The organism is Tropicibacter alexandrii, assembly GCF_003667315.2.
In the GTDB taxonomy this organism is placed as follows: domain Bacteria; phylum Pseudomonadota; class Alphaproteobacteria; order Rhodobacterales; family Rhodobacteraceae; genus Tropicibacter; species Tropicibacter alexandrii.
Window position 1 is genome coordinate 322,150 of sequence record NZ_RCTZ02000001.1, and the last position, 25,272, is coordinate 347,421.

Annotated in this window: 24 protein-coding genes; 9 read left to right on the forward strand and 15 right to left on the reverse strand. The window is 65.7% G+C overall.

What is annotated here, in order from left to right:
• Nucleotides 1–4: 4 nt before the first annotated feature.
• From D8Z78_RS01630 to iscR, 5 genes are all read right to left on the reverse strand, one after another.
• On the reverse strand, nt 5–886 hold the full coding sequence (locus tag D8Z78_RS01630) for an FkbM family methyltransferase (RefSeq protein WP_164932859.1): 882 nt from the start codon (nt 884–886) through the stop codon (nt 5–7).
• On the reverse strand, nt 883–1,074 hold the full coding sequence (locus D8Z78_RS01635; RefSeq protein ID WP_420824294.1) for a hypothetical protein: 192 nt from the start codon (nt 1,072–1,074) through the stop codon (nt 883–885). The genes D8Z78_RS01630 and D8Z78_RS01635 overlap by 4 nt, the downstream gene beginning before the upstream one ends.
• A 52-nt stretch (nt 1,075–1,126) precedes the next feature.
• Nucleotides 1,127–2,659, reverse strand: coding sequence for a Fe-S cluster assembly protein SufB (gene sufB, locus D8Z78_RS01640; protein WP_121631475.1), 1,533 nt, complete (start codon nt 2,657–2,659; stop codon nt 1,127–1,129).
• Nucleotides 2,660–2,674: 15 nt separating this feature from the next.
• Nucleotides 2,675–3,718 carry a cysteine desulfurase family protein gene (locus D8Z78_RS01645; protein ID WP_121631474.1) on the reverse strand — a complete coding sequence of 348 codons (1,044 nt, stop codon included), beginning with the start codon at nt 3,716–3,718 and terminating at the stop codon, nt 2,675–2,677.
• A 78-nt stretch (nt 3,719–3,796) separates the two neighbouring features.
• Nucleotides 3,797–4,261 carry a Fe-S cluster assembly transcriptional regulator IscR gene (gene iscR / locus D8Z78_RS01650; protein ID WP_121631473.1) on the reverse strand — a complete coding sequence of 155 codons (465 nt, stop codon included), beginning with the start codon at nt 4,259–4,261 and terminating at the stop codon, nt 3,797–3,799.
• Between the two features lie 164 nt (nt 4,262–4,425).
• Here iscR and D8Z78_RS01655 point away from each other — a divergent pair, with 164 nt between their 5' ends.
• Genes D8Z78_RS01655 through D8Z78_RS01665 form a run of 3 tightly spaced genes read left to right on the forward strand, consistent with a single transcriptional unit; the run spans nt 4,426 to nt 5,947 of the window.
• On the forward strand, nt 4,426–5,079 hold the full coding sequence (locus D8Z78_RS01655; protein ID WP_121631472.1) for an alpha/beta hydrolase: 654 nt from the start codon (nt 4,426–4,428) through the stop codon (nt 5,077–5,079).
• A 3-nt stretch (nt 5,080–5,082) separates the two neighbouring features.
• Nucleotides 5,083–5,364: a hypothetical protein gene (locus tag D8Z78_RS01660; RefSeq protein ID WP_121631471.1), complete on the forward strand. Its 282-nt coding sequence runs from the start codon at nt 5,083–5,085 to the stop codon at nt 5,362–5,364.
• The gene (locus D8Z78_RS01665) at nt 5,351–5,947 is read left to right on the forward strand and encodes an HD domain-containing protein (RefSeq protein ID WP_121631470.1); all 597 of its coding nucleotides are present in this window, start codon (nt 5,351–5,353) and stop codon (nt 5,945–5,947) included. Before D8Z78_RS01660 ends, D8Z78_RS01665 begins: the two co-directional genes overlap by 14 nt.
• Nucleotides 5,948–5,981: 34 nt before the next feature.
• On the opposite strand, the gene D8Z78_RS01670 is transcribed toward D8Z78_RS01665, so the two are convergent.
• The 6 genes from D8Z78_RS01670 to D8Z78_RS01695 form a co-directional block, all read right to left on the reverse strand.
• Nucleotides 5,982–6,410 (reverse strand): DUF1801 domain-containing protein, encoded by a 429-nt coding sequence (locus D8Z78_RS01670; RefSeq protein WP_121631469.1) that lies wholly within the window; start codon nt 6,408–6,410, stop codon nt 5,982–5,984.
• Nucleotides 6,411–6,495: 85 nt separating this feature from the next.
• Complete coding sequence (lpdA, locus tag D8Z78_RS01675) at nt 6,496–7,881, reverse strand: dihydrolipoyl dehydrogenase (protein ID WP_121631468.1); 1,386 nt, start codon at nt 7,879–7,881, stop codon at nt 6,496–6,498.
• A gap of 117 nt (nt 7,882–7,998) precedes the next feature.
• Entirely contained in the window at nt 7,999–8,580 is a 582-nt protein-coding gene (locus D8Z78_RS01680; RefSeq protein ID WP_121631555.1) for a DUF924 family protein, read from the reverse strand.
• Between the two features lie 96 nt (nt 8,581–8,676).
• A complete protein-coding gene (locus D8Z78_RS01685) occupies nt 8,677–9,924 on the reverse strand; it encodes an MFS transporter (RefSeq protein WP_121631467.1) in 1,248 nt (415 codons plus the stop codon).
• Nucleotides 9,925–10,072: 148 nt separating this feature from the next.
• Complete coding sequence (gene queA, locus D8Z78_RS01690; protein WP_121631466.1) at nt 10,073–11,131, reverse strand: tRNA preQ1(34) S-adenosylmethionine ribosyltransferase-isomerase QueA; 1,059 nt, start codon at nt 11,129–11,131, stop codon at nt 10,073–10,075.
• Between the two features lie 13 nt (nt 11,132–11,144).
• Nucleotides 11,145–14,396: a YhdP family protein gene (locus tag D8Z78_RS01695; RefSeq protein WP_240671963.1), complete on the reverse strand. Its 3,252-nt coding sequence runs from the start codon at nt 14,394–14,396 to the stop codon at nt 11,145–11,147.
• A gap of 111 nt (nt 14,397–14,507) precedes the next feature.
• Between D8Z78_RS01695 and D8Z78_RS01700 the strand changes: the two genes are divergently transcribed.
• The 4 genes from D8Z78_RS01700 (at nt 14,508) to D8Z78_RS01715 (ending at nt 17,898) form a co-directional block, all read left to right on the forward strand.
• Complete coding sequence (locus tag D8Z78_RS01700; RefSeq protein WP_121631465.1) at nt 14,508–14,957, forward strand: peroxiredoxin; 450 nt, start codon at nt 14,508–14,510, stop codon at nt 14,955–14,957.
• 147 nt (nt 14,958–15,104) lie between these two features.
• Nucleotides 15,105–15,929 (forward strand): ferritin-like domain-containing protein, encoded by an 825-nt coding sequence (locus D8Z78_RS01705; RefSeq protein WP_121631464.1) that lies wholly within the window; start codon nt 15,105–15,107, stop codon nt 15,927–15,929.
• A 156-nt stretch (nt 15,930–16,085) separates the two neighbouring features.
• Nucleotides 16,086–17,396 (forward strand): M23 family metallopeptidase, encoded by a 1,311-nt coding sequence (locus D8Z78_RS01710; RefSeq protein WP_121631463.1) that lies wholly within the window; start codon nt 16,086–16,088, stop codon nt 17,394–17,396.
• The gene (locus tag D8Z78_RS01715; protein WP_121631462.1) at nt 17,386–17,898 is read left to right on the forward strand and encodes a bactofilin family protein; all 513 of its coding nucleotides are present in this window, start codon (nt 17,386–17,388) and stop codon (nt 17,896–17,898) included. The genes D8Z78_RS01710 and D8Z78_RS01715 overlap by 11 nt, the downstream gene beginning before the upstream one ends.
• An 88-nt stretch (nt 17,899–17,986) precedes the next feature.
• On the opposite strand, the gene D8Z78_RS01720 is transcribed toward D8Z78_RS01715, so the two are convergent.
• The gene (locus D8Z78_RS01720; protein WP_121631461.1) at nt 17,987–18,880 is read right to left on the reverse strand and encodes a LysR family transcriptional regulator; all 894 of its coding nucleotides are present in this window, start codon (nt 18,878–18,880) and stop codon (nt 17,987–17,989) included.
• A gap of 99 nt (nt 18,881–18,979) precedes the next feature.
• Here D8Z78_RS01720 and D8Z78_RS01725 point away from each other — a divergent pair, with 99 nt between their 5' ends.
• Together D8Z78_RS01725 and D8Z78_RS01730 are read left to right on the forward strand one after the other, a co-directional pair.
• Nucleotides 18,980–20,539 (forward strand): proton-conducting transporter transmembrane domain-containing protein, encoded by a 1,560-nt coding sequence (locus tag D8Z78_RS01725; protein ID WP_121631460.1) that lies wholly within the window; start codon nt 18,980–18,982, stop codon nt 20,537–20,539.
• Nucleotides 20,536–22,902: a YbcC family protein gene (locus D8Z78_RS01730; RefSeq protein ID WP_121631459.1), complete on the forward strand. Its 2,367-nt coding sequence runs from the start codon at nt 20,536–20,538 to the stop codon at nt 22,900–22,902. The genes D8Z78_RS01725 and D8Z78_RS01730 overlap by 4 nt, the downstream gene beginning before the upstream one ends.
• Before the next feature lie 78 nt (nt 22,903–22,980).
• On the opposite strand, the gene D8Z78_RS01735 is transcribed toward D8Z78_RS01730, so the two are convergent.
• The 3 genes from D8Z78_RS01735 to D8Z78_RS01745 form a co-directional block, all read right to left on the reverse strand.
• Entirely contained in the window at nt 22,981–23,565 is a 585-nt protein-coding gene (locus D8Z78_RS01735) for an HNH endonuclease (protein ID WP_121631458.1), read from the reverse strand.
• Between the two features lie 238 nt (nt 23,566–23,803).
• Entirely contained in the window at nt 23,804–24,469 is a 666-nt protein-coding gene (locus tag D8Z78_RS01740) for an alpha/beta hydrolase (protein WP_121631457.1), read from the reverse strand.
• On the reverse strand, nt 24,466–25,095 hold the full coding sequence (locus D8Z78_RS01745; protein WP_121631456.1) for a DNA-3-methyladenine glycosylase family protein: 630 nt from the start codon (nt 25,093–25,095) through the stop codon (nt 24,466–24,468). The genes D8Z78_RS01740 and D8Z78_RS01745 overlap by 4 nt, the downstream gene beginning before the upstream one ends.
• Between the last annotated feature and the right edge of the window lie 177 nt (nt 25,096–25,272).

Below are 25,272 nucleotides of genomic sequence, written 5' to 3' on the forward strand. Positions count from 1 at the left end.
GCGCTCATGCCAACACCTCGCCCTGTCGCAGATGCGCCGGAAGCCGGTCGACATATTCCTTCGCCAGACCCCGCTCGCACGCGCCACGCGCGGTCAACTCGTCGAGACACCACAGGACGAGGTCATGGCTGCCAAACACCCCCGCCGCGATCATCGCCAGCTTCTTCAGCTGCATGTCGGTGACGGAAGCGCGGTCTTCGAGCAGGCGGATATAGGCGGCATCGCCGTCGATCAACTGGCTGCCGATGGCGTTTGGGCGCACGCGATTGCGCTGTGAATGGCCCAGCATCCGCGATTTCTGATGCAGGAAGCGGTGAAGCGCAAACCCCTGATCCCGCAGGGCCTTGTCCAGTTCCCACAGCGCGGGTTCGCCCTCGTACAGACGGTAAAAGCGCATCTCGGCCACAACCGCAACGGCCTGCCCCAGCTTTGATTGCGCACCGAGAATGACATCGCGTTCCGCGCCCTGTGCATCGATCTTGAGCAGGTCAAAGGCTGGCACCTCTTCCAGATCATCCAGCGCGTGGAGCACTGTCGGCATTTCGGTCTCGGCGCCCAAATGTCTTTTGAAATGGCCGATATAGCCGATGCTCTTCACGCAAAGCTTGAAGATCGAAGACATTTCCGAGGCGGGGTATGCGTTGAACACGGCAGATCCCGGTTGACCAATCGCCTTGTCCAGAACCGTGACACCTGTCCCGGCCTCGGCCCGCAGACGCGCGCAGGCCTCCGGGTTGGGCTCGAAGCCCCAGACATGCGCAAAACCGGCTTCGACCAGCGTCTTGTAAGGCGGCTCGCCCAAAGGGTTCGCCCCCACATCGACGATGTGCAGGCGATCCGGGCGCAGTTCCGCGCCCAGCCAGGATATGAGGCCCGCAGTCTTCATACAACAAACAGCGCGACCACGGCCGAGACCGCCCATGCCGCCATGCCCGCCAGCACAGCGGTCTTCCAGACGGAGTCCTGCACAAGGCCGCTGCGCTGGCCCTTGCGGGCGCGCAGGCCAACCCCGATCAATGTGCCGATGAACACGCCAAGGCCTACACCGACGGTCTGGTTTACTGCTTCGGCCAACATATCCGCGCCTTTCAAAGGTAGGATGGGTGATCACCCATCCTACTCAAGATCACCCAACGGAGCCTTCGAGCGAAATCGCCACAAGCTGTTGTGCTTCCATGGCAAATTCCATCGGCAGCGCCTGCAGCACCTCGCGGCAGAACCCGTTGACCACCAAGGCGACAGCCTCTTCCTCATCCATGCCACGCTGGCGGCAATAGAAAAGCTGATCGTCGTCGACCTTGGACGTGGTCGCCTCGTGCTCACAACGGCTGCTGTTGTTCTTGACCTCGATATACGGCACCGTATGCGCGCCGCATTTGTCACCGATCAAGAGCGAGTCGCATTGCGTGTAGTTGCGCGAATTCTTCGCCTTCGGATGCATCGATACCAGTCCACGATAGGTGTTCTGGGCTACCCCCGCGCTGATCCCCTTGGACACGATGCGCGACTTGGTATCGCGACCCAGATGGATCATCTTGGTGCCGGTATCGGCCTGCTGGTGATTGTTCGCGATAGCGATCGAGTAGAACTCGCCCTGCGATTCATTCCCGCGCAGGATGCAGCTGGGATATTTCCACGTCACGGCAGAGCCGGTTTCCACCTGCGTCCACATCACCTTGGCCCGGTCGCCCCGGCAATCGGCGCGCTTGGTGACGAAGTTGTAGATGCCGCCCTTGCCGTTCTCATCGCCGGGGAACCAGTTCTGAACGGTCGAGTATTTCACCTCGGCGTCTTCCTCGACGATGATCTCCACCACAGCCGCGTGCAGCTGTGCCGTGTCGCGCTGAGGTGCCGTGCAACCCTCCAGATAGGAGACATAAGACCCTTTGTCGGCGATAATCAAAGTCCGCTCGAACTGGCCGGTATTTTCCGCGTTGATGCGGAAATAGGTCGACAGTTCCATCGGGCAGCGCACGCCCGGCGGCACGTAGACAAACGACCCGTCGCTGAACACAGCGCTGTTCAGCGTCGCATAGAAGTTGTCCGACACCGGCACGACCGAGCCCAGATACTTCTTCACCAGTTCCGGATGCTCGCGGATCGCCTCGGAGATCGAGCAAAAGATCACGCCCGCCTTGGCCAGTTCCTTCTTGAAGGTCGTGCCCACCGACACGGAATCGAAGACCGCATCCACGGCCACCCGGCGCTCGCCTTCCTTGGCCTCAGCCGGGGTCGCGTCCGCCCCCTCGACACCCGCAAGGATCATCTGTTCCTTCAGCGGAATGCCCAATTTCGCATAGGTTTCCAGCAGCTTCGGGTCCACGTCATCCAGCGATTTCGGCTTCTCCGTCATCGATTTGGGGCGCGCGTAGTAATACTGCTCCTGAAAGTCGATCTTGGGATAGTCGACCATCGCCCAAGTCGGCTCTTCCTTCTGCAACCAACGCTCATAGGCCGCGAGGCGCCATTCGGTCATCCATTCGGGCTCTTCGTTCTTCTCGGAAATCAGCCGCACGATATCCGGGGTCAGCCCTTTCGGGGCGTATTCCATCTCGATATCGGTGTTCCAGCCGTGCTTGTATTGGCCAGCGGATTTCACCGCATCGACGGTGCCCTGATCGACGCCGTCCTTGACCTGAACCTCATCCGTCACAGACATCAGCCCTTCCTTTCCTCACGCGGCCCGATCCCGGAACCGTTTGTATTTCGTCCCCCACGCCTCAGCAAAGCGCAGGACCTCATCTTCGGTCGTTGTGGGGCCAAGGCTCACGCGGATCGCGGAACTGGCCACCACATCGTCGTATCCCATAGCAGCCAGCACCCGGCTGGCCTTGACCTTGCCGCTGGAACAGGCGCTGCCCGCACTCACCGCAAAGCCCGCGAGGTCCATCTGCATGACCTGCGTCTCACCCTTCCATCCGGGCATCGCAAAGCAGGACGTGTTGGGGAGTCGCGGCGCGTCTTTCCCGACAAAAATAGTCTCTTTAGCGATATCCTCAATAGAGGATTCTAGAATGTTTCTAAGTTTTTCCACCCCGGCCCAGACACCCGCGTCAAGATCGCGCGCCGCAGCCTCTGCCGCCGCCCCGAACCCCGCGATTCCAATCAGGTTTTCGGTGCCGGAGCGGCGCCCCATCTCCTGCCCGCCGCCCTTGATCTGAGCCGCCAGATCGGTGCCGCGCTTGATGACCAAAGCCCCGATGCCTTTCGGCCCGCCCAGTTTATGGGCAGAAACCAAAGCCCGCTCGCAGCCCAGCCAGTTGAACGCCACCGGCAGCTTGCCAAAAGCCTGCGTCGCATCGACGACCCGCACACCATGGGGAAGCTGTTGCACCACGCCGGTTTCGGAATTCGCCAGTTGCAACGCCGTCCGCGCCGGATCGACCACCGTGACGGCCCCCTGTCCGTCGACCGCCAATTCGGGCCGCAGCCACGACACGACCGCGTCATGCTCGACATCCGCCCCAACGAGGTCCAATCCAGCACAGGCCAGCGCCGCCGCCTCGGTCGCGCCCGAAACGAAGACCACGTCCGCGCCGTCCGCGCCAAACGCCGCGGCCACCTGTCCGCGCGCCTTCTCGACCAACGACTTCGCCGCGCGCCCCTCGGCATGCACCGAAGACGGGTTGCCCACCACCTCCATCGCGGCGATCATCGCGTCGCGCGCCTCGGTCCGCAAAGGCGCGGTCGCGTTCCAATCCAGATAGACCCGGCTCAAACCCGCCCCCAGCTTCTTTGGTCCCCAAATACCTTGGGGTGAATGCGCGCCAGCGCAGAGGGGCAAAGCCCCTTGGCCTCACTTCTCATCATCAACCACCGCAAAGATATTGGGCACCGCAGGGCACGGCGCCAGCGTATTGTCCACCACATCCGACAACCGCGTTTGGTGCAGAAACACGTAGACCTGCGCCGACAGACTTTGCCACAAACGGTTGGTCAGCGACTGCGCCTTCGATCCCGACGCCGCCCCCGACGCCCCCGCCCCCTTGTGCATCGCATCGACCGTCTCGTCGACCGCCGCCAGCACATCGACCACCCGGATCTCACTCGCCGGTTTCGCCAGCCGGTAACCGCCGCCCGGGCCGCGCACCGACTCGACCAGCCCGCTCCGGCGCAGCTTGACGAACAACTGCTCCAGATAGGGCAACGAGATATCCTGCCGCCGGGAGATATCCCCCAACGTCACCAAGCCTTCCGAGGATTGCATCGCGATATCGGTCAGCGCGACCATCGCATAGCGTCCCTTTGTACTCAGCTTCACGTCCCGTCCTCCCTAACCCACGCGAACAATTGACCTTGCCGCGCCGATTGCCTATCTGCAATCAACCCGTTTCCGGCAACATTGCCGGTTTAGAACCGTTCTAAGTTGCCCAAGGGAATTCGTCAAGAATTCCTGTCCGGGCCAGTCAGGAGCAAGACCACCCCATGCCCGAGGTCATTTTTCCCGGACCCGAAGGCCGCCTCGAAGGCCGCTACCACCCGCAAAAGGACCGCGACGCGCCGATTGCCATCGTGCTCCACCCGCATCCGCAGTTCGGCGGGACGATGAATCAAAAGGTCGTCTACAACCTGCATTACGCGTTCTACAACATGGGTTTCACCGTGTTGCGGTTCAATTTCCGCGGCGTCGGCCGAAGCCAGGGCGAATACGATCAGGGCGTGGGCGAGCTTAGCGATGCGGCATCGGCGCTCGATTACCTGCAATCGATGAACCAGAACTCGAAACATTGCTGGGTCGCGGGCTTCTCCTTTGGTGCGTGGATCGGCATGCAGCTTCTGATGCGCAGGCCCGAGATCACCGGCTTCGTCTCGGTCAGCCCGCCCGCCAACATGTACGATTTCTCGTTCCTCGCCCCCTGCCCCTCGTCCGGCCTGATCATCAACGGCACCGCCGACCGCGTGGCCCCGCCCGCCGATACGCGCGCCTTGGTGAACAAGCTGCACGAGCAGAAGGGCATCACCATCACCCACGAGGAAATCGAGGGCTCCGGCCACTTCTTCGAAGAGCCGCATATGGACACGATGATCAACTCGGTTTCCGGCTACGTCAAACGCCGCCTGACCGAGACCACGCGCTGAGCCATGGGCGTCGTCGACGATCTGGCCGACCGGTTGGCCCAGGACGTGATCAAGGCGATGGACGCGCTTGGCGATGAAAACCTCGCCGATCAGGTCGCCAACGTTCTGGGGGCCTCGTCGCCCTCCTCCGAAGAAGTCTTCCGCGCCGCCGTCCGCATCCGTCTTGCGGAACGGCGGGCGCGGACCTTCCTGAACGAACACGTCAAGGCCGCGCTCGAGGCGAAAAAGGCTGGCAAGGCCATCCCGCAGGCCATTGCGCCGACCTCCGACAATGAAAACCTCTGAGGACCGGCTGACCGCCCAGATGGCCTTCTTGATGGAGGCCGACCAGCTGAAATCCGTGACCCGCGCCACGCGGCTTGCGGATGGTTCTCGCTTCGAGAACTCGGCAGAGCACAGCTGGCAACTGGCGCTGTTCGCCCTGACCTTGTCGGAACACGCGCCCGAGGGCGTCGACCGGGCCAAGGTCATTGCCATGCTCGTGCTGCACGATCTGGTCGAGATCGACGCAGGCGACGCGCCGGTCTTTGGCACCCATGACAGCGCCGCGCTGGCGAGGGCCGAGGCGCAGGCCGCCGACCGCATCTTTGGCCTGCTGCCCGCCGATCAGGCCGCGCAGTTCCGCGCGCTCTGGGATGAATTCGAGGCCAATGAGACGCCCGAGGCGCGCTTTGCCAAATCCCTCGACCGGTTTGTGCCGCCCAATCTGAACATCGCCAATGGCGGCGGGTCCTGGGTGGATTACGATGTCGATCACGCCACGTTCGAACGCACGATCGGCGCAAAGATCGCCCGTGGCGCGCCCGCCCTGTGGGACTGGCTTGCCCCGCGCGCCAAGGCCATGTTCCAACGTCTGAACAAGCTCTGACCTGCCGTAGCGCGGGGCTCTGCCCCGCGCCGCCTCACTCCGGAAAAACCGGCCAACGCTGGCCCAAATCGGCCAGCCCGGCCCGGATCAACTCCGCCAGAACATCGAGATCGACCTTGGACAAGGCCCCCAGATACAGGCAGGACTTGCCCAATCGATGCGGCCCCAGCCGGTCGAGGATCTCCGAGAAATCCGCATAGCCCGGCATGACATAGACCACCATATTGGCCTTGCGCGGGGCAAATCCGGTCGCCAGAAACGACCCGCTGCGCCCGCTTTCATAGGTATAGTCATAGCGCCCGTAGCCGATGATCGTGTCGCCCCACATGCGCGGTTGAAATCCGGTCACCTCTTGAAAGAGCCGGTCCAACACCATCGCGTCCTCCCGCCGGCGCGGATGGTCAACCGCCTCCAGATAAGCCGCAACGGATGCGCTGCCCGGCTGTGTCTTGTTCTGCGCCATGATCACCTCCCGACCGGAGCGTGGCTTGGAGGGTGGGCCGCTGGTGGGCCTCAGGCCCGCCAGTCGGGGCGCCCGGAGCCACGCCTCAGAAATGGATCGCCCGGCCCCACGCGTCCAGCACGCTTTCATGCATCATCTCGGACAGGGTCGGATGCGGGAAGACCGTCGCCATCAGGTCGGCCTCGGTCGTCTCCAACTGTCGCCCGACGACATAGCCTTGGATCAGTTCGGTCACCTCGGCGCCCACCATATGCGCCCCCAAAAGCGCGCCGGTCGTCGCGTCGAACACGGTCTTCACCATGCCCTCCGGCTCCCCCAGCGCAATCGCCTTGCCGTTGCCGACAAAGGGGAACCGCCCGACCTTCACGTCAAAGCCCTGTTCCTTGGCCTGCGCCTCGGTCAGGCCGACGCTTGCCACCTGAGGGTGACAATAGGTGCAGCCCGCGATGCTGTCGGGATCGACCACGTGGGGATGGCCCCCGGCAATCATCTCGGCCACCATGACGCCCTCGTGGCTGGCCTTGTGCGCCAGCCAAGGCGCACCCGCCACGTCGCCAATTGCAAAAAGGCCGGGCACGCCGGTGCGGCACATCGGATCGGTCACCACATGGGTGCGCTCGACCTTGACCCCCAAGGCCTCCAACCCCAATCCCTCGACATTGCCGACAATCCCGACGGCGGAGATCACGGTGTCGAACGCGTCCTTCGTGGTCTTCCCGCCTTGCGACAGATGCGCCGTGACGCCATCCTTGCGGCGCTCCAACTGCGCCACCTGCGTGCCCTCACGGATCACCATGCCTTGCTTGACGAATTGCTTTTTGGCGAATGCGCTGATCTCGGCATCCTCGACCGGCAGGATGCGGTCCATCACCTCGACCACCGTAACCTCGGCGCCAAGCGCGTTGTAAAAGCTGGCGAACTCGATCCCAATCGCGCCAGAGCCGATCACCAAGAGCCGCTTCGGCATCCGTTTCGGCTGCAACGCATGCTTGTAGGACCAGACCCGGTCCCCGTCCGCCTCAAGCCCCGGCAGCTCGCGTGCCCGCGCGCCCGTCGCGAGCACGACATGTGCAGCCTCCAGCACCTCTTCGCCCGTGTCGGTCTGCACGACCACGCGACCGGGCGCCTCCAGACGCGCCGCGCCCATCACGACGGCGACCTTGTTCTTTTTCAGCAAATGCCCGACGCCAGAGGTCAACTGCTTGGCCACGCCCCGCGACCGCTTGACCACCGCGTCCAGATCGAAGCCCAGCCCCTCGGCCTTCAGCCCGAATTCAGCGGCGCGGTGCATGAGGTGAAACACCTCCGCCGACCGCAGCAGCGCCTTGGTCGGAATGCAGCCCCAATTCAGACAGATGCCGCCCAGATGCTCGCGCTCGACAACCGCGACCTTTAGGCCAAGCTGCGCACCGCGAATGGCGGCCACGTAGCCCCCGGGCCCGGCACCGATCACCACCATGTCAAAGCTCATTGCGTCCTCCCGACTGTCCTCGGGACAGACGCTAGCCCAAGCCCATCCGCCCGGCAACTCGGTCTGGACAGACGTCAAAGGTCGGGGGACGGGGCCATGCCCCGCCCCTGTCCGGGATCACGCTGCGACGGCTTCGATCTCGCGCAGCGTGCGGCCATAGCCGCCCTCGTCCACGTAGCTGCGTTCGGCATCCGTAAAGCGCCGGTCAAGCGCGTCATTGCGATAGGGGAACCGTCCGAATTGCCGGATGACCTCGCGATGCACCTTGGCATGCAGCAGGTTGGGCGCGCCGGTTTCCGGCATGCGTTCCTTCATCAGGCGCACGCAGCGGTCCTGATCGCAGAGGTTCTCGGAATGCATCAGGGGCATGTAGAAGAATTGCCGCGCGGGTTCGTCGATCTTCATGTCCCAGCCGCGATGGATCGCCTGTTTGGCGGCGGTCAGGGCCACACGGTCCGAGGCAAAGGCCTTGCCCTGCCCGCGGAACATGTTGCGCGAAAACTGATCGGCGAGGATGATATAGGCCAGAACCCCGCTCGGATAGGTCAGCCACAGGCCGTAGCGGCCCTGCATCAATCCCTCCCAGGCGGGCAGGAAGCGCTCGCGGATCTGAGCATCCAGCGCCTCGTCCTGCTTGTACCACCCCTCGGGGCCAACTTCGTCCAGCCAAAAGGCCAGGATGTCGTCGGGCGTGACCATATCGTCCTCCATCGCACCCGTTACCATTGACCGAATCGTAACCACGTCAGCGCGTTGGGGACCAGTCACAATTTCTGTCAGAAGTTAACAACCCGGTCATTCATCCTCTTCAGCGGCCTCGATGGCGTATTCCTGTGCAGCCTCCAGCGCGACCGGCGTGGCCGACGGCATGATCGGCGCATAGGTGCCCGTCTCGTCCACCGGCACGCTCTTGCGCTGCGTCATCCGATAAAGCGCATAGGCCCCCAGCAACAACAGAAGACCGGCAATCAGCGCAAAGAAGCCGCGCGCGCCGACCGCCTCCATCGTGTAACCGATGACGATCGGCCCGGCGATCGCCCCGAGGCCGTTGATGAACAGCAGACCGGCAGACGCCGCCGCCATATCCTCGGCCTGGAGGAAGTCGGTCGTGTAGGCGATCAGCAGCGAATACAAGGGGTTGGAGCAGCCACCGATGACAAAGGCAGAGGCAAGCAGGATCGGAAAGATACCGCCCAGCACCAAGGCCACCACCGCCGCGCCGCCGCCGGCAAGGGCCACCACCATGATCAGCACGCGCCGGTCCATGCGGTCCGACATCCAGCCCAGCGGGTATTGCATCACCACCGCGCCGACATAGAACGAGGCCACGAACATCGAAATCTGGCCAAGGCCCAGCCCGGCCTCGGTGCCATAGACCGCCGCCATGCCGAATTGCGCGGCAAACACGCCGCCCAGCAGGAACATCCCCACGATGCCCAGCGGCGACACGTTGTAGAGTTCACGCAGTGTCATCGGCTTGGTGGAATCGAAGGCCGGCGTCGGCGAAATCGATAGCAGGATCGGCGCGAAGGCGATGGAGACCAGCACCGACGGGATCACGAACAGCAAAAAGCCGCTCGCGTCCGGCACCACAAGCAGCGCCTGCGCCGCGATGATGCCCACCATCTGCACGATCATGTAGGCCGACAGGGTCTGGCCGCGCGTCTCGTTGGTGGCGGTGTTGTTCAGCCAGCTTTCCGCCGTCACGTAGACCCCGCAGAAACAAAAGCCGAGGATCACCCGGCCCACCGTCCAGGCGATCGGGTCCTGCACCGCCGGGAACAGGATGATGACCGCCGAGATCATCGAGCCGAGCGCGGCAAAGACGCGGACATGGCCGACCCGTCGGATCATGTTCGGCGCCACCCGCGACGCGATCAGGAAACCGGCGAAATAGCCCGACATGACGACCGACATGGTCCCGGCCGAGAACCCCGCCTGCGCCCCGCGCACACCCAAGAGCGACCCCTGCAAGCCATTGCCCAGCATCAACAGCAGCATGCCCAGCAGCAGCGCCCAGGAATTTCGCAGCACGTTCAGCATGTCGCCCTCATTTCGGTCTCAGATGTGTCGTGTGGTGTTTCGCGGTGGGGGCCAACGTCACCCAGCCCCGCGCGACATGCAATGCCGTCGCGGCGACAGGCACAGCAAATACCCGTAAAGTCATGAAAACTTCATGACTCCGGCCAGCCTAACCGACCTTGTTCGGAATCAAAAGCGATGCATCCCCGTAAGAGAAGAACCGATAGCCCTCCGCCACTGCATGTCCGTAGATGCGGCGGATGCGGTCTTGGCCCATCAGGGCCGAAACCAGCATCATCAGCGTCGATTTCGGCAGGTGGAAGTTGGTCATCAGCGCATCGGTCACGGTGAAGGTGAAGCCGGGATAGATGAAGATGTCGGTCACCCCTTCGAACGGCGCGATCTGCCCGCCCCGCCCAGCCGTCTCGATCAGCCGCAGCGCGGTGGTGCCCACGGGGATCACGCGCCCCCCGGCGGCCTTGGTCGCGGCGATCTGGGAGGCGGCCTGCGGCGACACCTCACCCCATTCGCCATGCATCTTGTGGGTGGTCACGTCCTCGACCTTGACCGGCAGAAAGGTCCCCGCGCCGACATGCAGCGTCACATGGGTGAACAACACACCCATTTCGGCCAGCCGGTCCAGCAGCGGCTGGTCGAAATGCAGCGAGGCGGTGGGCGCGGCCACGGCACCGGTATTGCGGGCCCAGACGGTCTGGTAGTCCTGCTTGTCCTGCGCATCCGCCGGACGCTTGGCGGCGATATAGGGCGGCAGGGGCATCGCCCCGGCGGCGTTCAGGGCCGCGTCGAAATCGTCGCCGGCAAGGTTGAAGCGCAGCTGCGCCTGCCCGTCGCTGCGCGCCTCAAGAACGGCGGACAAGTCGTTGGAAAAGCGGATTTCCTCGCCATCCCTGACCTTCTTCAGGGGTTTGACCAGCGCCTGCCAAGTGCCATCAGCGCGCGGCTCCAGCAGGGTCACTTCGATCTGCGCCTCGGTTCGTCCCTGCGCCCCGTCGCGCGCCCGCGTGCCGGACAGCCGCGCCGGAATGACCTTGGTGTCGTTCAGCACCAGCCGGTCACCCGCGCGCAGCCAGCGGGTGATGTCAAACACCTGCGCATCGGTGATCTGGTCGCCCTCGGCCACCAGCAACCGGGCCGAGGACCGGGGCCGCGCGGGTCGGGTGGCGATCAGCCCGTCGGGCAGGTCGAAGTCGAAATCGGACAGGTGCATGGCGCCTCGCGGATTATTGCGTCACCTGCGGCGGCGGGCGCCGAAAGATGTCGCGGAACATGCCGGGGGTGAACACCGAAAGCGGATTGACCGCAACCCTCGGCGCGCTCACCGCGCCCTTGAGATTGAAGTTGAAACCGATCAGCCCCTCGCCCTTGCGCGAGAATATCTGCCCTATCCCGTTCAGGAAGTAGACCGGCGACAGCACGCCCTGCATGTCCATATTGCCGGAGGCAAGGTCGTAATAGCCATCCAGCGAAATCCCCATGGACGGGCCGACCGCGCTGGAGCGTGTCAGGATCACCCGGCTGGGCGTCAGGCGGAAATTGGCCTCGACCTCGGAAAAGAAGATCCCCGGCCCATTGAGCTGGTCGATCAGGCCGACGACGCTGACCGCATCGAGCAGCGCGCCGATGGCGGGGGCATCGCGCAGGCGCGGGCCTTCGATGCGCATGGTGCCGTCATAGGTGCCGCTTTGGCCCGCGACCGGCTCCATATCCAGTTGGAAAGTGCCGTTCTGCACGGTGCGCAGCAACCCCGCGCCTTTCAGCACGTCGCCCGCATCCTCGCCCGTCACCCGGAACGCGGTGCCACCATTGCGCGGCACGACCGTGCCGTCGATCGGGGCACGCCCGCCCAGCAGCCCGTCGAAACGCCCGCGCAAGCCGCCGCCGGTCTCGAAATTGCCGCGAAAATTGCGGATCGCGATGCTGTCGGTGATCTGGAGCGTGTCGAGCGTCAGGGCCACCGGGCTGCTGCTGCCAGCACTGCCGCCGCCGCCCGTGCCCCCGAAGGTCGCCTTGCGCATGTCGATCCGCCCCGAGGCGATTTCGATCGCCGGGGCCTGCCCGCCGCCGCGCGCCCGCACCCGGCCCGCCACGTCCAGCCAGTCGGACAGGGACAGCCGCCGCAGGGTCAGCGTGTCCATGCCGCCCGAGCCGGTCAGCGACAGGTCGGCCTCGGCCTCGATCCCCGCGCCCGACAAGCTCAGCCCATCGATTCGCATCGGTTCGCCCAACTGCCCCGAGATCGCAAAGCGCCCCTGCGCCCCGGGCGGCAACTGCCAGCCCAGTTGCGGGATCGCCACGCCCAGTCCCGCAAGGTCGCTGGTCAGGCTGAACCTCGGCGCGCGCCCGTCGCCGAGGTCGAGCGCCAATTGCCCCCGCCCCCGGCCAAAGAGCATGCCATCGGGCAGCGCGATGCCAAGCGCGTCCAGACCGGCGGGCGTGATGTCCAGACTGGCCTCGACCGCGCCCGGCGCGCCGTTCAAGGGCTGGGTCCAGCGCCCGGTGGCAGGCACGCCTTCCACGCTGACCGCGCCCTCGACGGCAACCCGGTCACGCGTCAGGGACAGGGACAGGCGATCCGCCGCAAGGCGGCGTCCGGGCACCAGCGTGTCGCTGGCCACGTCGCGCAGATCCCCCGTCAGGTCGATGAAGATATCGTCCAGCGTCAGACCCTCGCGCAGGTCCATCGCCAACCGCCCCGTGACCTCGGCCTGCCCGGTGGCCAGATCAGGGCCGCGCCCGGCGCGCTCCAGCACGCGCCACGCCTCGTTGTCGATATAGGACAGCGCGGCGGTGGCCGAGCCACGCGCCTTCAGGCGGACCTCGCCCGGTGCAGGGCGGGTCATCAGGTCGGGGATGACGAATTCGCTGCCGGAGATGTCGATGCCGCCGCCCTGCCCCGGTTCGATCATGCCGGCATCGACACGCACGCCCAGCCGCCCGTCATACATGGTCAGCCGTCCGGCCCCCTCGCGGATGTCGGGCAGGTTGCGGTTGTAGGTCACGCGCCCACCGTCGAATCCGAGATCGAGATAGGTTTCCGGGCGCGTCCCGGGGGCAAGGCGCAAGGCAAAGACGATGTCATGCAGACGGCCTTCGAGGATGTTCTCGGTGACCCAGTTGCGGGTCTGCGCGCGAAAGCCATGCGGCCAGTAGGACATGACCTGCGCCACATCCGTGGCTTCGGCGGTGGCGTCCAACGCAAGATGCCAGCCGTCCCGCGCCGCGCGCAGCGCCCCGCTGGCGCGCAACGGGAATTTCGGATCGGTCACGCGCAGCCGCCCGACCTGAAGGGTGAAGGGCGCCAGCGACAGTTTGAATTCCACCCGCGCGCCGGACACTTCGAGGTCGCGGTCCAGCATCACCCCTTCGGCAAGGCGGAGACCGGACAGGGCGAACTGGCCGGTCAAGCCCTCGGGCCAGCCGGTCTCCAGCCCTTGCAACTGCGCCTGCCCGCTGGCGGTCACCTCGGCCTGCGCCGAGCGCACGCGGATTTCGTCGAAGGTCAGCAGGGCCTCGGCGGGATCGTAGCTGAAATAGGTCCGCGCCCCGTCAAAGGGCAGTGCCTTGGTGGCGCTGTTGGGTTGCAGCACGCCCGCGCCGATCTGGAGCGTGGCACTGAGCTTGTGCAGCAGGCCCTCATTGTTCAGCCCGGACCGCAACGCGCCGGAAATCGGCGCGTCCAACCCGTCGAGCCATGCCAGCGCCGGGCTTTGCGTGGCAATGTCGGCGGCGGGCAGGTCCTTGAGCACCAGCCCGAATTCCATCGCAGTCTCGCCCAGACGGCTTTGCGCGTTGACCTCGACGGTCGAGACATCGGCGCCCCCGGACAGCAGCGCCACGTCGCCCGAAAGCCGCAGGCTTTCACCCTCGCGCTCCAGCCGCAGGCGGCCGCCATCCGCCGTCCAGCCGCGATGCGCGCGCTGGTCCTCGTAGCGCACGGTCAGCGCATCGGCCTCGAAAAGGGTAAACCGCGCCAGCCGGGGATCGGCAAAGGCACGGTCGACCTGAGCGATGATGGCGTTGAGATCGGGCGCCCGCGTGCCCTCGGAAAATGCGTCGCCCAAGGCCAGCCCGAAGCGCCCGTCCTTGTCCCGCTGCAAGGTGACGAAGGCACCCGAGACCTCGGCCTCGCGCAGTTCGAGCCGACCGCGCAGCAGGGCGCCGGGTGACAGGCCCGCTTCGATGTCCGACAGTTCGGCCACCATCTCGCCGCGCGCATTGGCGATGCTGACATCCCACAGAATGAAGCGCGCCAGCCCGGTGCGCTGGATCAGCAGGCTCATCCGGCCAAAGCGCACGTCGAGACCCGGGACCGCCTGCGCAATGCGGCTCTCGATGCGGTCGCGCAGCCAGTCCGGCGCGTCGACCGGCCGCCCGACCATGACAAGCGCGGCGATCGCCGCCGCGGCGATCACCGTGACCAGCGTGACAAGCGCCGCAACGCCGCCTTTGCGGCGGCGTCGGGAACTTTTCACGACCGTATCCTGTTCTTCGCGCCCGCTCACTGGAAGCCACGCCCTGCCGGTTTATTCTTGGGTTGCATCTGGCTCATGAAGGCCACAGTAACCCAAGTAAAGGAGATACGCATGTCCGAGAAGGCCCCCGATATCACGTTGCCCGGCACCTCCGGCGATGTTTCGCTGAGCGCGCTGAAGGGCGCGCCGTTCGTCCTGTTCTTCTACCCGCGCGACGACACGTCGGGCTGCACCAAGGAAAACGAGGCGTTCACGGCGCTGCAGCCGGAGTTCGAGGCGCTCGGCGTGAAGGTCTATGGTGTCTCGAAGGACAGCATTGCCAGCCATGAGAAATTCATGGCGAAGAAATCGCTGACCGTGCCGCTGTTGTCGGACGAGGCCACGGACCTGTGCGAACAGATGGGCGTGTGGAAGGAAAAGAGCATGTACGGCAAGACGTTCATGGGCATCGAGCGCTCGACCTTCCTGTTCGACGCGGAGGGCACGGTCGTGAAGGCATGGCGCAAAGTCAAGGTCCCCGGACATGCCGAAGAGGTTCTGGAAGCCGCGAAAGGGCTGTGAGGGGGCAAGGCGCTTCGAAGCGCCTTGATCAAGCGCCTTGCAAGGCGCTTTAGCCGCAAATTCGAATTTGCGGAGGAAGGCTTTTGGAAAAGCCTTGCAAGGTCCTTCGAAGGACCTTGCCACCGCAGGTGGAAAGGACGCGGAGCAATGATGAGCCTGAGCGAAATGGCGGTGGACGTGCTGACCACCTCCGATGGCCGCGAGAAGACGGAGAAGTCGAGGAACCATGCGCGCGCATGGTTCGCGGCCCGCGCGGCGGGGCACCCGCTGCCGGTCGGATCGGCAACGCCCCCGTTGCGCCCGGCCCGGCCCGCGCAGCCCGAGCTGCGCGACCCGCGCGACGTCCCGAAACGCAAGCCCGGCAGCCCGCAAGGCCGCATCGCCCTGCTGCACGCCGTTGCCCATATCGAACTGAACGCCGTCGATCTGCATTGGGACATCATCCCGCGGTTCACATCCACCTCCATGCCGCTGGGCTTCTACGATGACTGGGTCAAATCCGCCGAGGAAGAGGCCAAGCATTTCAACCTCGTCTGTGACTGCCTCGAAGAGATGGGCAGTTTCTACGGCGCCCTGCCCGCCCATGCGGGCATGTGGCGCGCCGCAGAGGACACGGTCGATGACCTCATGGGGCGCCTCGCCGTGGTGCCCATGGTGCTCGAGGCCCGCGGCCTCGATGTCACCCCCGGCATGATCGAGATCTTCCGCAAGGCCAAGGCAGACAGCGCCGTCGCGGCGCTGGAAACCATCTACGGCGAGGAGGTCGGCCATGTCGCCTACGGCTCGAAATGGTTCCATTTCCTGTGCGGGCGCCATGATCTGGACCCCAAGGACGTGTTTCACACACTCGTCCGGAAATATTTCCACGGGGCCTTGAAACCGCCCTTCAACGAGGAAAAGCGCGCCGAGGCCGGGCTTGCGCCCGACTTTTACTGGCCGCTCGCCGACACACCCAAAAGCGGAAGGTCTTGAATCGGCGGATTTTTGCCATTTAGGCCACATCCCGCCACCTGCGGCGAATCATCCGCCCAAAATTGTTGCGCCGGACGCAACCTGCCTTTAAGCCCGACTGGGGTGCAGGTTGGGGAGCCGAGCACCAGACATTGGGACGGGACAAGGGACAGTCAGGTGAGAACACGTCTGGCCATCAAGACACACGCGCTCCTTGAGCGCTTCTTTCCGGAACGCCGCCTGTTTCTGCGGTCTGACAGCGATACGCGCTTCATCCGCCTGAAATCCGAAACGCAGGCAATCGCCTTCGTCGGCGGGGTTCTGGTGATCGGCTGGACCACCATCGCCACCGCGATCCTGCTGATGGACTCCATCGGCGCCGGGAATTTCCGCGAACAAGCCAAACGCGAACAGATCACCTACCAGCAGCGCCTCAACGCCCTCTCGTCCGAGCGTGACAGCCGCGCCGCCGAGGCGGTCGCAGCGCAGGAACGCTTCAACGCCGCCCTCCGGCAGATCTCCCTGATGCAATCCGAACTGCTCGATTCCGAGGCCCGCCGCCGCGAGCTGGAAACCGGGATCGACGTCATCCAGACCACCCTGCGCGACACCATGAAGACGCGCGAGCAGATCGGCGACCGGCTGGCCGCGCTCGAAACGCAGCTGAATGGCGGCACCGCCGTCGCTGGCCTCGCGCAGGATGACAGCACCGTCGACTTCCTGAACGAGGCGCTGGCACGCACCGCCGCCGAGCGCGACAAGGTCATCGCCGACGCCCAGCAGGCGCTGATCCGCGCCTCTGAGATGGAAGCCGAGATCGAGATGATGCAGGATCAGAACGACCGCATCTTCCGCCAGCTCGAAGAGGCGATGACCGTCTCGGTCAAGCCGCTCGACAAGATGTTCGAAAAGGCCGGCATGGACCCGGACCGCATTCTGGGTCAGGTCCGCAAGGGCTATTCCGGTCAGGGCGGCCCGCTGACGCCGCTGTCCTTCTCGACCAAGGGGGCGGATATTTCCCCCGAGGATACCAACCGCGCCAACAAGATCCTTGGCGAGATGGACCGCCTGAACCTTTACCGGATCGCCGCGCAGAAGGCGCCGTTCGCCTCGCCGCTCAAGGATCCGTTCCGCTTCACCTCGGGCTTTGGGTATCGCTGGGGCCGCCTGCATGCGGGCACCGATTTTGCCGCGCCGCACGGCACGCCGATCTACTCCACCGCGGATGGCGTCGTGACCCATGCCGACTGGTCCTCGGGCTATGGCCGTCTGGTCAAGATCCAGCACGAGTTCGGCATCGAGACGCGCTATGCCCACATGTCGAAAATTCGCGTGAAGACCGGCCAAAGGGTCTCGCGCGGGGAGCGTATCGGTGATATGGGAAACACCGGACGGTCGACTGGGACACATCTTCATTACGAAGTCCGCGTCGGCGGAGAACCCGTCAACCCAATGATATATATCAAGGCTGCGAACGATGTTTTCTAAGAGCAAAATCAACGAGCCGGGCCCCAAGGCAGACGATTCCGCCAAGCCCGCCGCCCCCGAGATGCCGAAGGCATCGACTAACGAATTCAAGCCCGCTGCGCCCAAGGCAAAGCCGCCCGCGTCTGTCCTGTCCGCGGACCTGCACGTCACCGGCAACATCAAGACCACCGGCGATATTCAGGTCGAAGGCACCGTCGAGGGGGACATTCGCGCTCACCTGCTGACCATTGGCGAAAGCGCCACGATCAAGGGCGAAGTCATCGCCGATGACGTCGTCGTCAACGGCCGAATCGTCGGTCGCGTCCGTGGTCTGAAGGTCCGCCTGACCGCCACCGCGCGCGTCGAGGGTGACATCATCCACAAGACCATCGCGATCGAATCCGGCGCTCATTTCGAGGGCTCGGTGCAGCGTCAGGACGACCCGCTGAACGGCGGCAAGACGCGCGCACAAGCCGCCGCCCCCGGGGCCCCCGCAGCCGCTCCGGCGCCGCAAGACGGCTGAGCCGACAGGCAATCGCGACACGCAAGACCGCCCCTCGGGGCGGTTTTTTTGTGGGCGCCGGGCGGGCACAGGCCGGATTGCAAGCTGATCAGCTTGCCGGACTGGACAGGTCGCCCCGGTCCGTCATCCGCTCGGACAGCCGGTTGAGCAGCGGATGCGGAAAGGTCCTTGGCACCGTCACCGCATAGATGCTCTCGACGACGTCGAGTTCGAAGGGCGCGGTGACAAGAATGCCCTGCGCCAACTCGTCCGCCAAAACGACCGCAGGCGCCACGGCCAGACCCAGATCCTCGCGGGCGAGAAGGCGGATCATCGCCATGTCGTCGACCGTCGCCGCGATCCTTGGCGTCACACCCAGCCGCGCCACGAGACTGTCAAACCCCGTCCGGATCGAGCTTTCGGTCGGCAAAAGCACCGGCTCCGCGCGCAGCAGCTCCGTCAACGAGCCATGCGCCAGCCGATGCGGCCGTCCGTGCAACCCGACTGACTGCTCGGCAATGCGGTGGGCGATGAGATCGGGGAACTGGTCGCGGGGCGGCGGGTCGGTCAACAGAACCACGTCCAGCGCGAGGCTTTCGAGCGCGCGCAACAGGGTCTGGCTGTTGCCCGAGGACAGCACCAGTTCGGCCCCCTCGGCAAGCGCCGGACGCAGGAAGCGCAACTGAAAGTTCCGCGACAGGGTCGACAGCGCCCCGACCCGAAGCGGCGCCTGAGCCGCGCCCGCCCCGGTCAGTGTCGCCACGAGGTCATCCCCCGTTTCAAAGATCCGTTCGGCGTGATCCAAGGCGATCCGCCCTGCTTCGGTCAGGGTCATGGCGCGGCCGCTGCGGTCGAACAAGGCATGGCCCAGCCGCTCTTCCAGTTGACGAATCTGGGTCGACAGCGCCGATTGCGACAGGTTCAGCCGCGACGCAGCCCGGGTCAGGTTGCCCTCGTGGGCGACCTCCTGAAAATAGCGAAGGTGATGGTAGTTCAGCCTCATATCATTCTCTTTTCTAGAACAATACGATCCATACAATGTATTTCTCTTTATGAATAGACCTCTCTAAGTCCACCGGAGATCAACATCCGGAGGTTTTCCATGTCCCTGCTGCTCCTGCTCGGTCCGCTCGTGATGGCCGTCTCGGCGCTTGCGATGCACCTGCATCCCCCTGCCCGTGCGCATTGGCACCTGCGCCTGCCCGAGCTTGCGTCCCTCGTGGCGCTGGCCGCCGGCGCGCTGGCCGCGCTCGATCTTGTCGTGTCGGGGCCGTCGACCGGCGCGCTGCTCGGGGTGGGCCCGATCGGGGTCTCGGCGCGGATCGACCTCGTCAGCGTTGCCATGACGCTGACCGTGGCCTTTGTCGGCTGGGTGGTGCTGCGCTTCTCGCGGGTGGCGCTGGATGGCGAGACGCGCCAGCCCGCCTTCATGGGCTGGATGGCGGCGACGATTGCCGGTGTTCTGCTGCTGGTCGGCGCGGGCAATGCCGTGCAACTGGCGGTGGGCTGGGTGGCCACCGGCGCGACCCTACATCGTCTGTTGCTGTTCTATCCCGACCGTCCCCGCGCGCGTCGCGCGGCCCGGAAAAAGGCGCTCAGCGGCCTCGTGGCAAGCGCCGCGCTGCTGATCGCGGTCGGCCTGCTGGTCGGCGGCATGGGCACCTCGGACATCGCGACGATCAACGCCATGGCGCAGGCGGGTGATGGGCCCGGTCTGCTCTGGCTGGTGGCACTGATGCTGGCGCTGGCCGCGATCTTCAAGTCGGCGCTGGTCCCGACGCATGGCTGGCTGACCGAAGTGATGGAGGCCCCGACCCCGGTTTCCGCCTTGCTGCATGCGGGCGTGGTGAATGCGGGCGGCTTCCTGCTGATCCGCTTTGCCGATGTTCTGGTCGCCGCGCCGGGCGTGCTGGCGGTGTTGGCGCTGGTCGGCGGCTTCAGCGCGCTGCTCGGAGCCGCCGTGGCGCTGACCCAACCGGCGGTCAAGACGGCATTGGCATGGTCCACCTGCGCGCAGATGGGCTTCATGGTGCTGCAATGCGGGCTGGCGCTATTCCCGCTGGCGCTGCTGCATATCGTGGCGCATTCGCTGTACAAGGCACATGCCTTCCTCGCCTCGGGCGACGCGGTGCGCGAAGTGGCCAAGATCCGGCGGCCCGGCCCCGTGGCGGTGCCGAACCTGCTGGCGGTGGCGCGGTCCTTCGGTCTGGCCCTTGCGCTGTATTTCGTCGTCGGGCTGGCCTTCGGGATCACCTCGAAACCGCCGCAGACGATCGCGCTTGGCGCGATCCTGATCTTCGGCGTGGTCTACCTGATCGCGCAGGGCCTCGCCGATCTTGCGCCCCGCGCGCTGACATGGCGCACGGTCGGCCTGTCGATCATGGCCACCATCGCCTATTTCGCCCTGCAGCAGGGCGCCACGCTGGCCGCCGCAGGCACCTTGCCCGCTCCGCCGCCACCGGACGGGTTGATCTGGGCCACGATCGTTCTTGCGCTTGGCAGCTTTGCCCTTGCGGCGGTGGCGCAGACCACCTTCCCGCTCTGGGCCGGGCATCCGGCGACGGCCGGACTGCGCGTCCACCTGATGAACGGCCTCTACATCAACGCGGTCTCGGATCGGCTCATGGGCCGCTGGACCCCCAAAACCGGAGCAGAGCAATGAACGGGCATATCTCTTGGAACGGTCAGGTCCTCGAACTTTTCGCGGCGGCGGAACAGGCCATGCGGCAGGTGCCGCCTGCCTTCCCGCTGGAGGCAACCGTCGCCGTGAACCCTTGGCTCGGACAGGTCGAAGAAGACCGCGTCATCGCCGCCGCGCGCATGGCGCGGGCGGGCGGCGGACGGATGGTCCTGCCGCGCGACACAGTCGCCGCGATGATCGAAACCGGCGAGGTGACCCAAGCCGACCTGTCCGACGCCGCAGCCGCGCACGGCCTGTCGGCTGCCGATCTGCGGCGCGCCGCGACGCAGCCCGCATCGCCGCGGCCCGCGCTTTGGACCGTCGCGGAGCTTGCGCAGGACGAGACAGGCGTGGATTGGCCAGCCTTTGTCGAGGAACGGATCAGCCATTGGGCGGCTGCGCAATTCGACCGGGGGCAGGCCTTTTGGCCCGCACCCGCCACCGGCGCGTGGGTCTCGTGGCGGGCCTATGCCAGCCGGGACCTGACATCGGGGCTGGCGGGCCTGTCTGGCTTTGCCGAACGTGTGCAAGCCCTGCCCACCGATGCGCGCGCCGCCTTTGCCGAGGCCTGCGCCGCGCTCGACCTGTCCGACCGGGCCGCGCCGCTGTATTTTCACCGGCTGCTGGTGACCCTGTCGGGCTGGGCGCAATATGCCCGCCACCTGTCTTGGACCGCCGAACGTGACGGCGGGCGCGACACGACCCTGTTCGAACTGCTGACCATCCGCTTGCAATGGGAGGCCGCGCTGATGGATCAGGGCGGCGCGGCCCGGCGGCGGGCTTGGGCCGCATTGATGGACGACTATGCGCGCCCGGTCGAGCCCGACGCCGATCTGCTGCTCGACCTCGCCTTGCAAGAGGCGGTCGACCGCAGCGGCGAACGGCGCCTCGCCGACACCCTGTCGGACGGCACCGCGCCCGCTCCGGCGGAGCAACCCGCGATACAGGCGGCCCTCTGCATCGATGTGCGGTCCGAGCGGCTGCGCCGGTCGCTGGAAACCGTCGACCCCGCGATCGCCACCATCGGCTTTGCGGGCTTCTTCGGCCTGCCGATCCGGCACCGCGCCCATGCCTCCGACACCGTCGAGGCGCGCGCGCCCGTGCTGCTGTCGCCGGGCATCGACACCCGGTCGAGCACCTCCGTCCGGGAGGACACCAGCGCGCGCGTCCGCCTGCGGACGATCCGCGCCTGGGGCCGGTTCAAGCGGGCGGCGGTCTCGGCCTTTGCCTTCGTCGAGGCGGCGGGTCCGGTCTACGTCGGCAAGCTGCTGCGTGACGCCCTCGGGTTCGCAGGGGCTAGCGGCGACGAAGCGGCCCCGTCGCTGGACATGCCGTTGGCGCAGCGCATCGGTTCAGCCGAAGGCATCTTGCGGGCGATGTCCCTCACCGACGGGTTTTCCCGGCTGGTGCTGGTGTGCGGGCACGGGGCCTCGGTCACGAACGCCCCCCATGCCAGTGCCCTGCAATGCGGGGCCTGTGGCGGCTTTGCTGGCGACGTGAATGCGCGGCTGCTGGCGGCGCTGCTGAACGAGGACGCAGTGCGCGCGGGCCTTGGCGACAAGGGCATCACCATCCCCACCGACACGCGGTTCGTGGCGGGGCTGCACGACACGGTCTCGGACGAGGTGCGGTTGTTCGACGACGCCCTGCCCGACAGCCACCGGCCAGAGCTGGTCCGGCTGCGCACCGCCCTTGCGCAGGCCGCCGCCCTGACCCGCACCGAGCGCGCCCGCGCGCTGCCGCGCGGGGCGGCGGACAGTCTGGCGCAGCGGGGCCGGGACTGGTCCGAACTCAGGCCGGAATGGGGGCTTGCCGGGTGCAGTGGCTTCATCGCCGCGCCCCGCGCGCGCACGACGGGGCGCGACCTTGGGGGGCGTGTTTTCCTACATGACTACGACTGGCGGCAGGATCGCGACGCCGCGACGCTGGAACTGATCCTGACCGCCCCGGTCGTGGTCGCCAGCTGGATCGCGCTGCAATATCACGGGTCCGCCGTCGCACCTGACAGCTTTGGCGCAGGCAACAAGCTGTTGCACAACGTCGTCGGCGGGATCGGCGTGCTCGAAGGCAATGGCGGCACGCTGCGGCCCGGCCTGCCATGGCAATCCGTGCATGACGGCGAGCAGCTGGGCCACGTGCCAAGCCGGCTGGTCGTGGCGGTCGACGCGCCCGAAGAGATGATCCTGCGGGTTCTGGACAAACATCCCAAGGTCAGGGCGCTGTTCGACAATGGCTGGCTGACGCTCGTGGCCTTGGATGACGCCGGGACCATCGGACGCCGCTACCGCGACGGCGCGTGGGAGGATCGCAACCTGCCCGCCGCGCGCGTGTCAGTGGCCGCCTGACCCGAGGCAGGCGCGCGGCCCCGGCCCCGCGCCTGCATTCGGCAAATCAGGCCCAGCGAACCAAACACCGGCCAGCGGTCAGGCCTGCAGTTCGGCATCCCAGTAGAGAAAGTCCATCCAGCTGTCATGCAGATGGTTGGGCGGGAATTTGCGGCCCATGTTCATCAACTCACCGGCTGTCGGGCGGCGCGGCGGCTTGCGCAGGGTCAAGCCGGAGGTGCGCAGGCTCTTCGACCCCTTGCGCAAATTGCACGGAGCGCAAGCGGCAACGACGTTTTCCCAACTGGTGATCCCGCCCGCAGCCCGTGGCACCACGTGGTCGAAGGTCAGTTCGGACTTGGTCCCGCAATATTGGCAGCGAAATTCGTCCCGCAGAAAAAGATTGAAGCGCGTGAAGGCCACGCGCTTCCTAGGTTTGACGAAATCCTTGAGGACCACCACCGAGGGGATCTTCAGCTCCATACTGGGACTGCGCACCACCTCGTCATATTCGGCGATGATGTCGACCCTGTCGAGAAACGCCGCCTTGATCGCCTCTTGCCACGGCCACAGCGACAAGGGGTAGTAGGAAAGCGGCCTGTAATCCGCGTTCAGCACAAGCGCCGGGAACTGCTTCAACGCGCCCGGAGATCGCACGAAATTGGTTCTGAAATCGCCATCCATTGCGGGACTCGTCCTTCGCCCTGTCTGCTCGTCCTAAAGCACCAGAGCGGGACACCCCGCCCCAGCTAAGTTCGACTATATCTCGTGTTGCCTTTCTGGCAAGCCCCACGACATAGAGTACGCGCCCAAGGCTGTAGCGCGGGGGCGTAACGCCTATGTGACGGGCAAAGCTGATCCCCCCGATTTCACGACCGGCTGTCGTGACGAGGCGATCAAGGGGCAAACGTGGCTTGCGTCTTCAGAACTTGCACTTGTCCCGCAGGAAGGCCAGCGCGACGGATAGGCCATCGGGCGCGATGCCATGGGCGGTGCCCTTCATGATATGGGCATAGACCTCTTTCCATCCGGCCTTTTGCAGGGCCTCGGCGGCCTCGGGCAGCGATTGCACCGGTACCACGTCATCCTGATCGCCATGGATCAGCAGGACGGGCGGCTTGCTGACCACCTCGTCCTCCAGCAGTTCCGGCGCCAGCAAACGGCCCGAGAAACCGACGATGCCGGCCAGTTCATCCTCGCGCCGGGGGCCGACATGCAGGCTCATCATCGTGCCTTGGCTGAACCCGACCAGCGCCACCTGTTCCGGCATCAGGTCCTCGTCCACCATCAGGGCATCCAGAAACGCGTTCAGATCGTCGACCGCACGCGCCATGCCCGCCTGCGCCTCTTCTTCGGAGGAATTGTCGATCCACGGGATCGGGAACCACTGGAACCCAAAGGGCGCACCCGCGCAGCTTTCGGGCGCGTCAGGCGCCACGAACAACGTGTCCGGCAGATGCTCGCCCAAAGGATCGGCCAGCCCCAACAGGTCGGCGCCATTCGCGCCATAGCCGTGCAGGAAGACGACGCAAGACCGCGTCTCTCCGGATCGAGGCGCCTTGCGGCCAGTGGTCAGAACCCGTGTCATGCGATGCCCTCTCGCTGTTTGCACACATGGTAGTACGCCCACAGGATGCGCGCCGCAACCGATCTCCACGGCGACCACGCCTCTGCCATGGTGCGAAGCGGGCGCTCCTTCGGGCGCTCGGGCAGGTCGAACAGCAACCGCGCCCCTTCCTGCAAGGCCAGATCGCCGGGGGCAAAGACATCGGCCCGACCAAGGCTGAACATGGCATAGATCTCGGCCGTCCAGACGCCGATCCCCTTGACCGCCACCAGCGTCTTGACCACCTCCGCAGTCGGCATGTCCCGCAAGGCGGCATAGTCGATGCGCGCCTGCGCCAGCGCCAAGGCATAGGACGCCTTCTGACGGCTTAGCCCAAGCGCGCGCAGGCTGTCCTCGTCCGACGCCCGGATCGCCGTCTCAGACGTCATGCCTGCCGCAACCATCCGCGCCATGATCGCCCGCGCCGAGGCCACGCTGACCTGCTGGCTCAGGATCGCCGACAAGAGCTGGTCGAACCCGTCGGGGCGCAACCGCAGCGGCAAAGGCCCGGTGACCTCCAGCGCCCGCCCCCAGCGCGCATCCTGCGCTGCCAGCCACGTCGCGCCCTCGGCCACGCATGCGTCGGAAAGGATCACACGTTCTTCCATGCCCCTGCCCTGCCTCCGGTCCGCGCGCAGGTCAACCCGAACCTTGCGCATCCCCTGTCTTCTTCTCTTTCCAAATACCCGAATTCCGCCGCCGCCACGGGCGAACCGGCCCGAGTGGAAAAACATGCCCGGAACACACATTCCCCTCTTGCGATACCTTGCGCGCGCGCCTAGGCA

What these genes read in the sequence shown, in the direction of transcription:
- D8Z78_RS01630 (WP_164932859.1), bottom strand. Translation starts at nt 886, where the DNA reads ATGAAGACTGCGGGCCTCATATCCTGGCTGGGCGCGGAACTGCGCCCG.
- queA (WP_121631466.1), bottom strand. Translation starts at nt 11,131, where the DNA reads ATGCACCTGTCCGATTTCGACTTCGACCTGCCCGACGGGCTGATCGCC.
- D8Z78_RS01665 (WP_121631470.1), top strand. Translation starts at nt 5,351, where the DNA reads ATGAAAACCTCTGAGGACCGGCTGACCGCCCAGATGGCCTTCTTGATG.
- D8Z78_RS01655 (WP_121631472.1), top strand. Translation starts at nt 4,426, where the DNA reads ATGCCCGAGGTCATTTTTCCCGGACCCGAAGGCCGCCTCGAAGGCCGC.
- D8Z78_RS01705 (WP_121631464.1), top strand. Translation starts at nt 15,105, where the DNA reads ATGATGAGCCTGAGCGAAATGGCGGTGGACGTGCTGACCACCTCCGAT.
- D8Z78_RS01735 (WP_121631458.1), bottom strand. Translation starts at nt 23,565, where the DNA reads ATGGATGGCGATTTCAGAACCAATTTCGTGCGATCTCCGGGCGCGTTG.
- D8Z78_RS01725 (WP_121631460.1), top strand. Translation starts at nt 18,980, where the DNA reads ATGTCCCTGCTGCTCCTGCTCGGTCCGCTCGTGATGGCCGTCTCGGCG.
- D8Z78_RS01660 (WP_121631471.1), top strand. Translation starts at nt 5,083, where the DNA reads ATGGGCGTCGTCGACGATCTGGCCGACCGGTTGGCCCAGGACGTGATC.
- D8Z78_RS01715 (WP_121631462.1), top strand. Translation starts at nt 17,386, where the DNA reads ATGTTTTCTAAGAGCAAAATCAACGAGCCGGGCCCCAAGGCAGACGAT.
- D8Z78_RS01720 (WP_121631461.1), bottom strand. Translation starts at nt 18,880, where the DNA reads ATGAGGCTGAACTACCATCACCTTCGCTATTTTCAGGAGGTCGCCCAC.
- D8Z78_RS01680 (WP_121631555.1), bottom strand. Translation starts at nt 8,580, where the DNA reads ATGGTCACGCCCGACGACATCCTGGCCTTTTGGCTGGACGAAGTTGGC.
- D8Z78_RS01730 (WP_121631459.1), top strand. Translation starts at nt 20,536, where the DNA reads ATGAACGGGCATATCTCTTGGAACGGTCAGGTCCTCGAACTTTTCGCG.
- lpdA (WP_121631468.1), bottom strand. Translation starts at nt 7,881, where the DNA reads ATGAGCTTTGACATGGTGGTGATCGGTGCCGGGCCCGGGGGCTACGTG.
- D8Z78_RS01745 (WP_121631456.1), bottom strand. Translation starts at nt 25,095, where the DNA reads ATGGAAGAACGTGTGATCCTTTCCGACGCATGCGTGGCCGAGGGCGCG.
- D8Z78_RS01740 (WP_121631457.1), bottom strand. Translation starts at nt 24,469, where the DNA reads ATGACACGGGTTCTGACCACTGGCCGCAAGGCGCCTCGATCCGGAGAG.
- D8Z78_RS01670 (WP_121631469.1), bottom strand. Translation starts at nt 6,410, where the DNA reads ATGGCGCAGAACAAGACACAGCCGGGCAGCGCATCCGTTGCGGCTTAT.
- D8Z78_RS01685 (WP_121631467.1), bottom strand. Translation starts at nt 9,924, where the DNA reads ATGCTGAACGTGCTGCGAAATTCCTGGGCGCTGCTGCTGGGCATGCTG.
- D8Z78_RS01700 (WP_121631465.1), top strand. Translation starts at nt 14,508, where the DNA reads ATGTCCGAGAAGGCCCCCGATATCACGTTGCCCGGCACCTCCGGCGAT.
- sufB (WP_121631475.1), bottom strand. Translation starts at nt 2,659, where the DNA reads ATGTCTGTGACGGATGAGGTTCAGGTCAAGGACGGCGTCGATCAGGGC.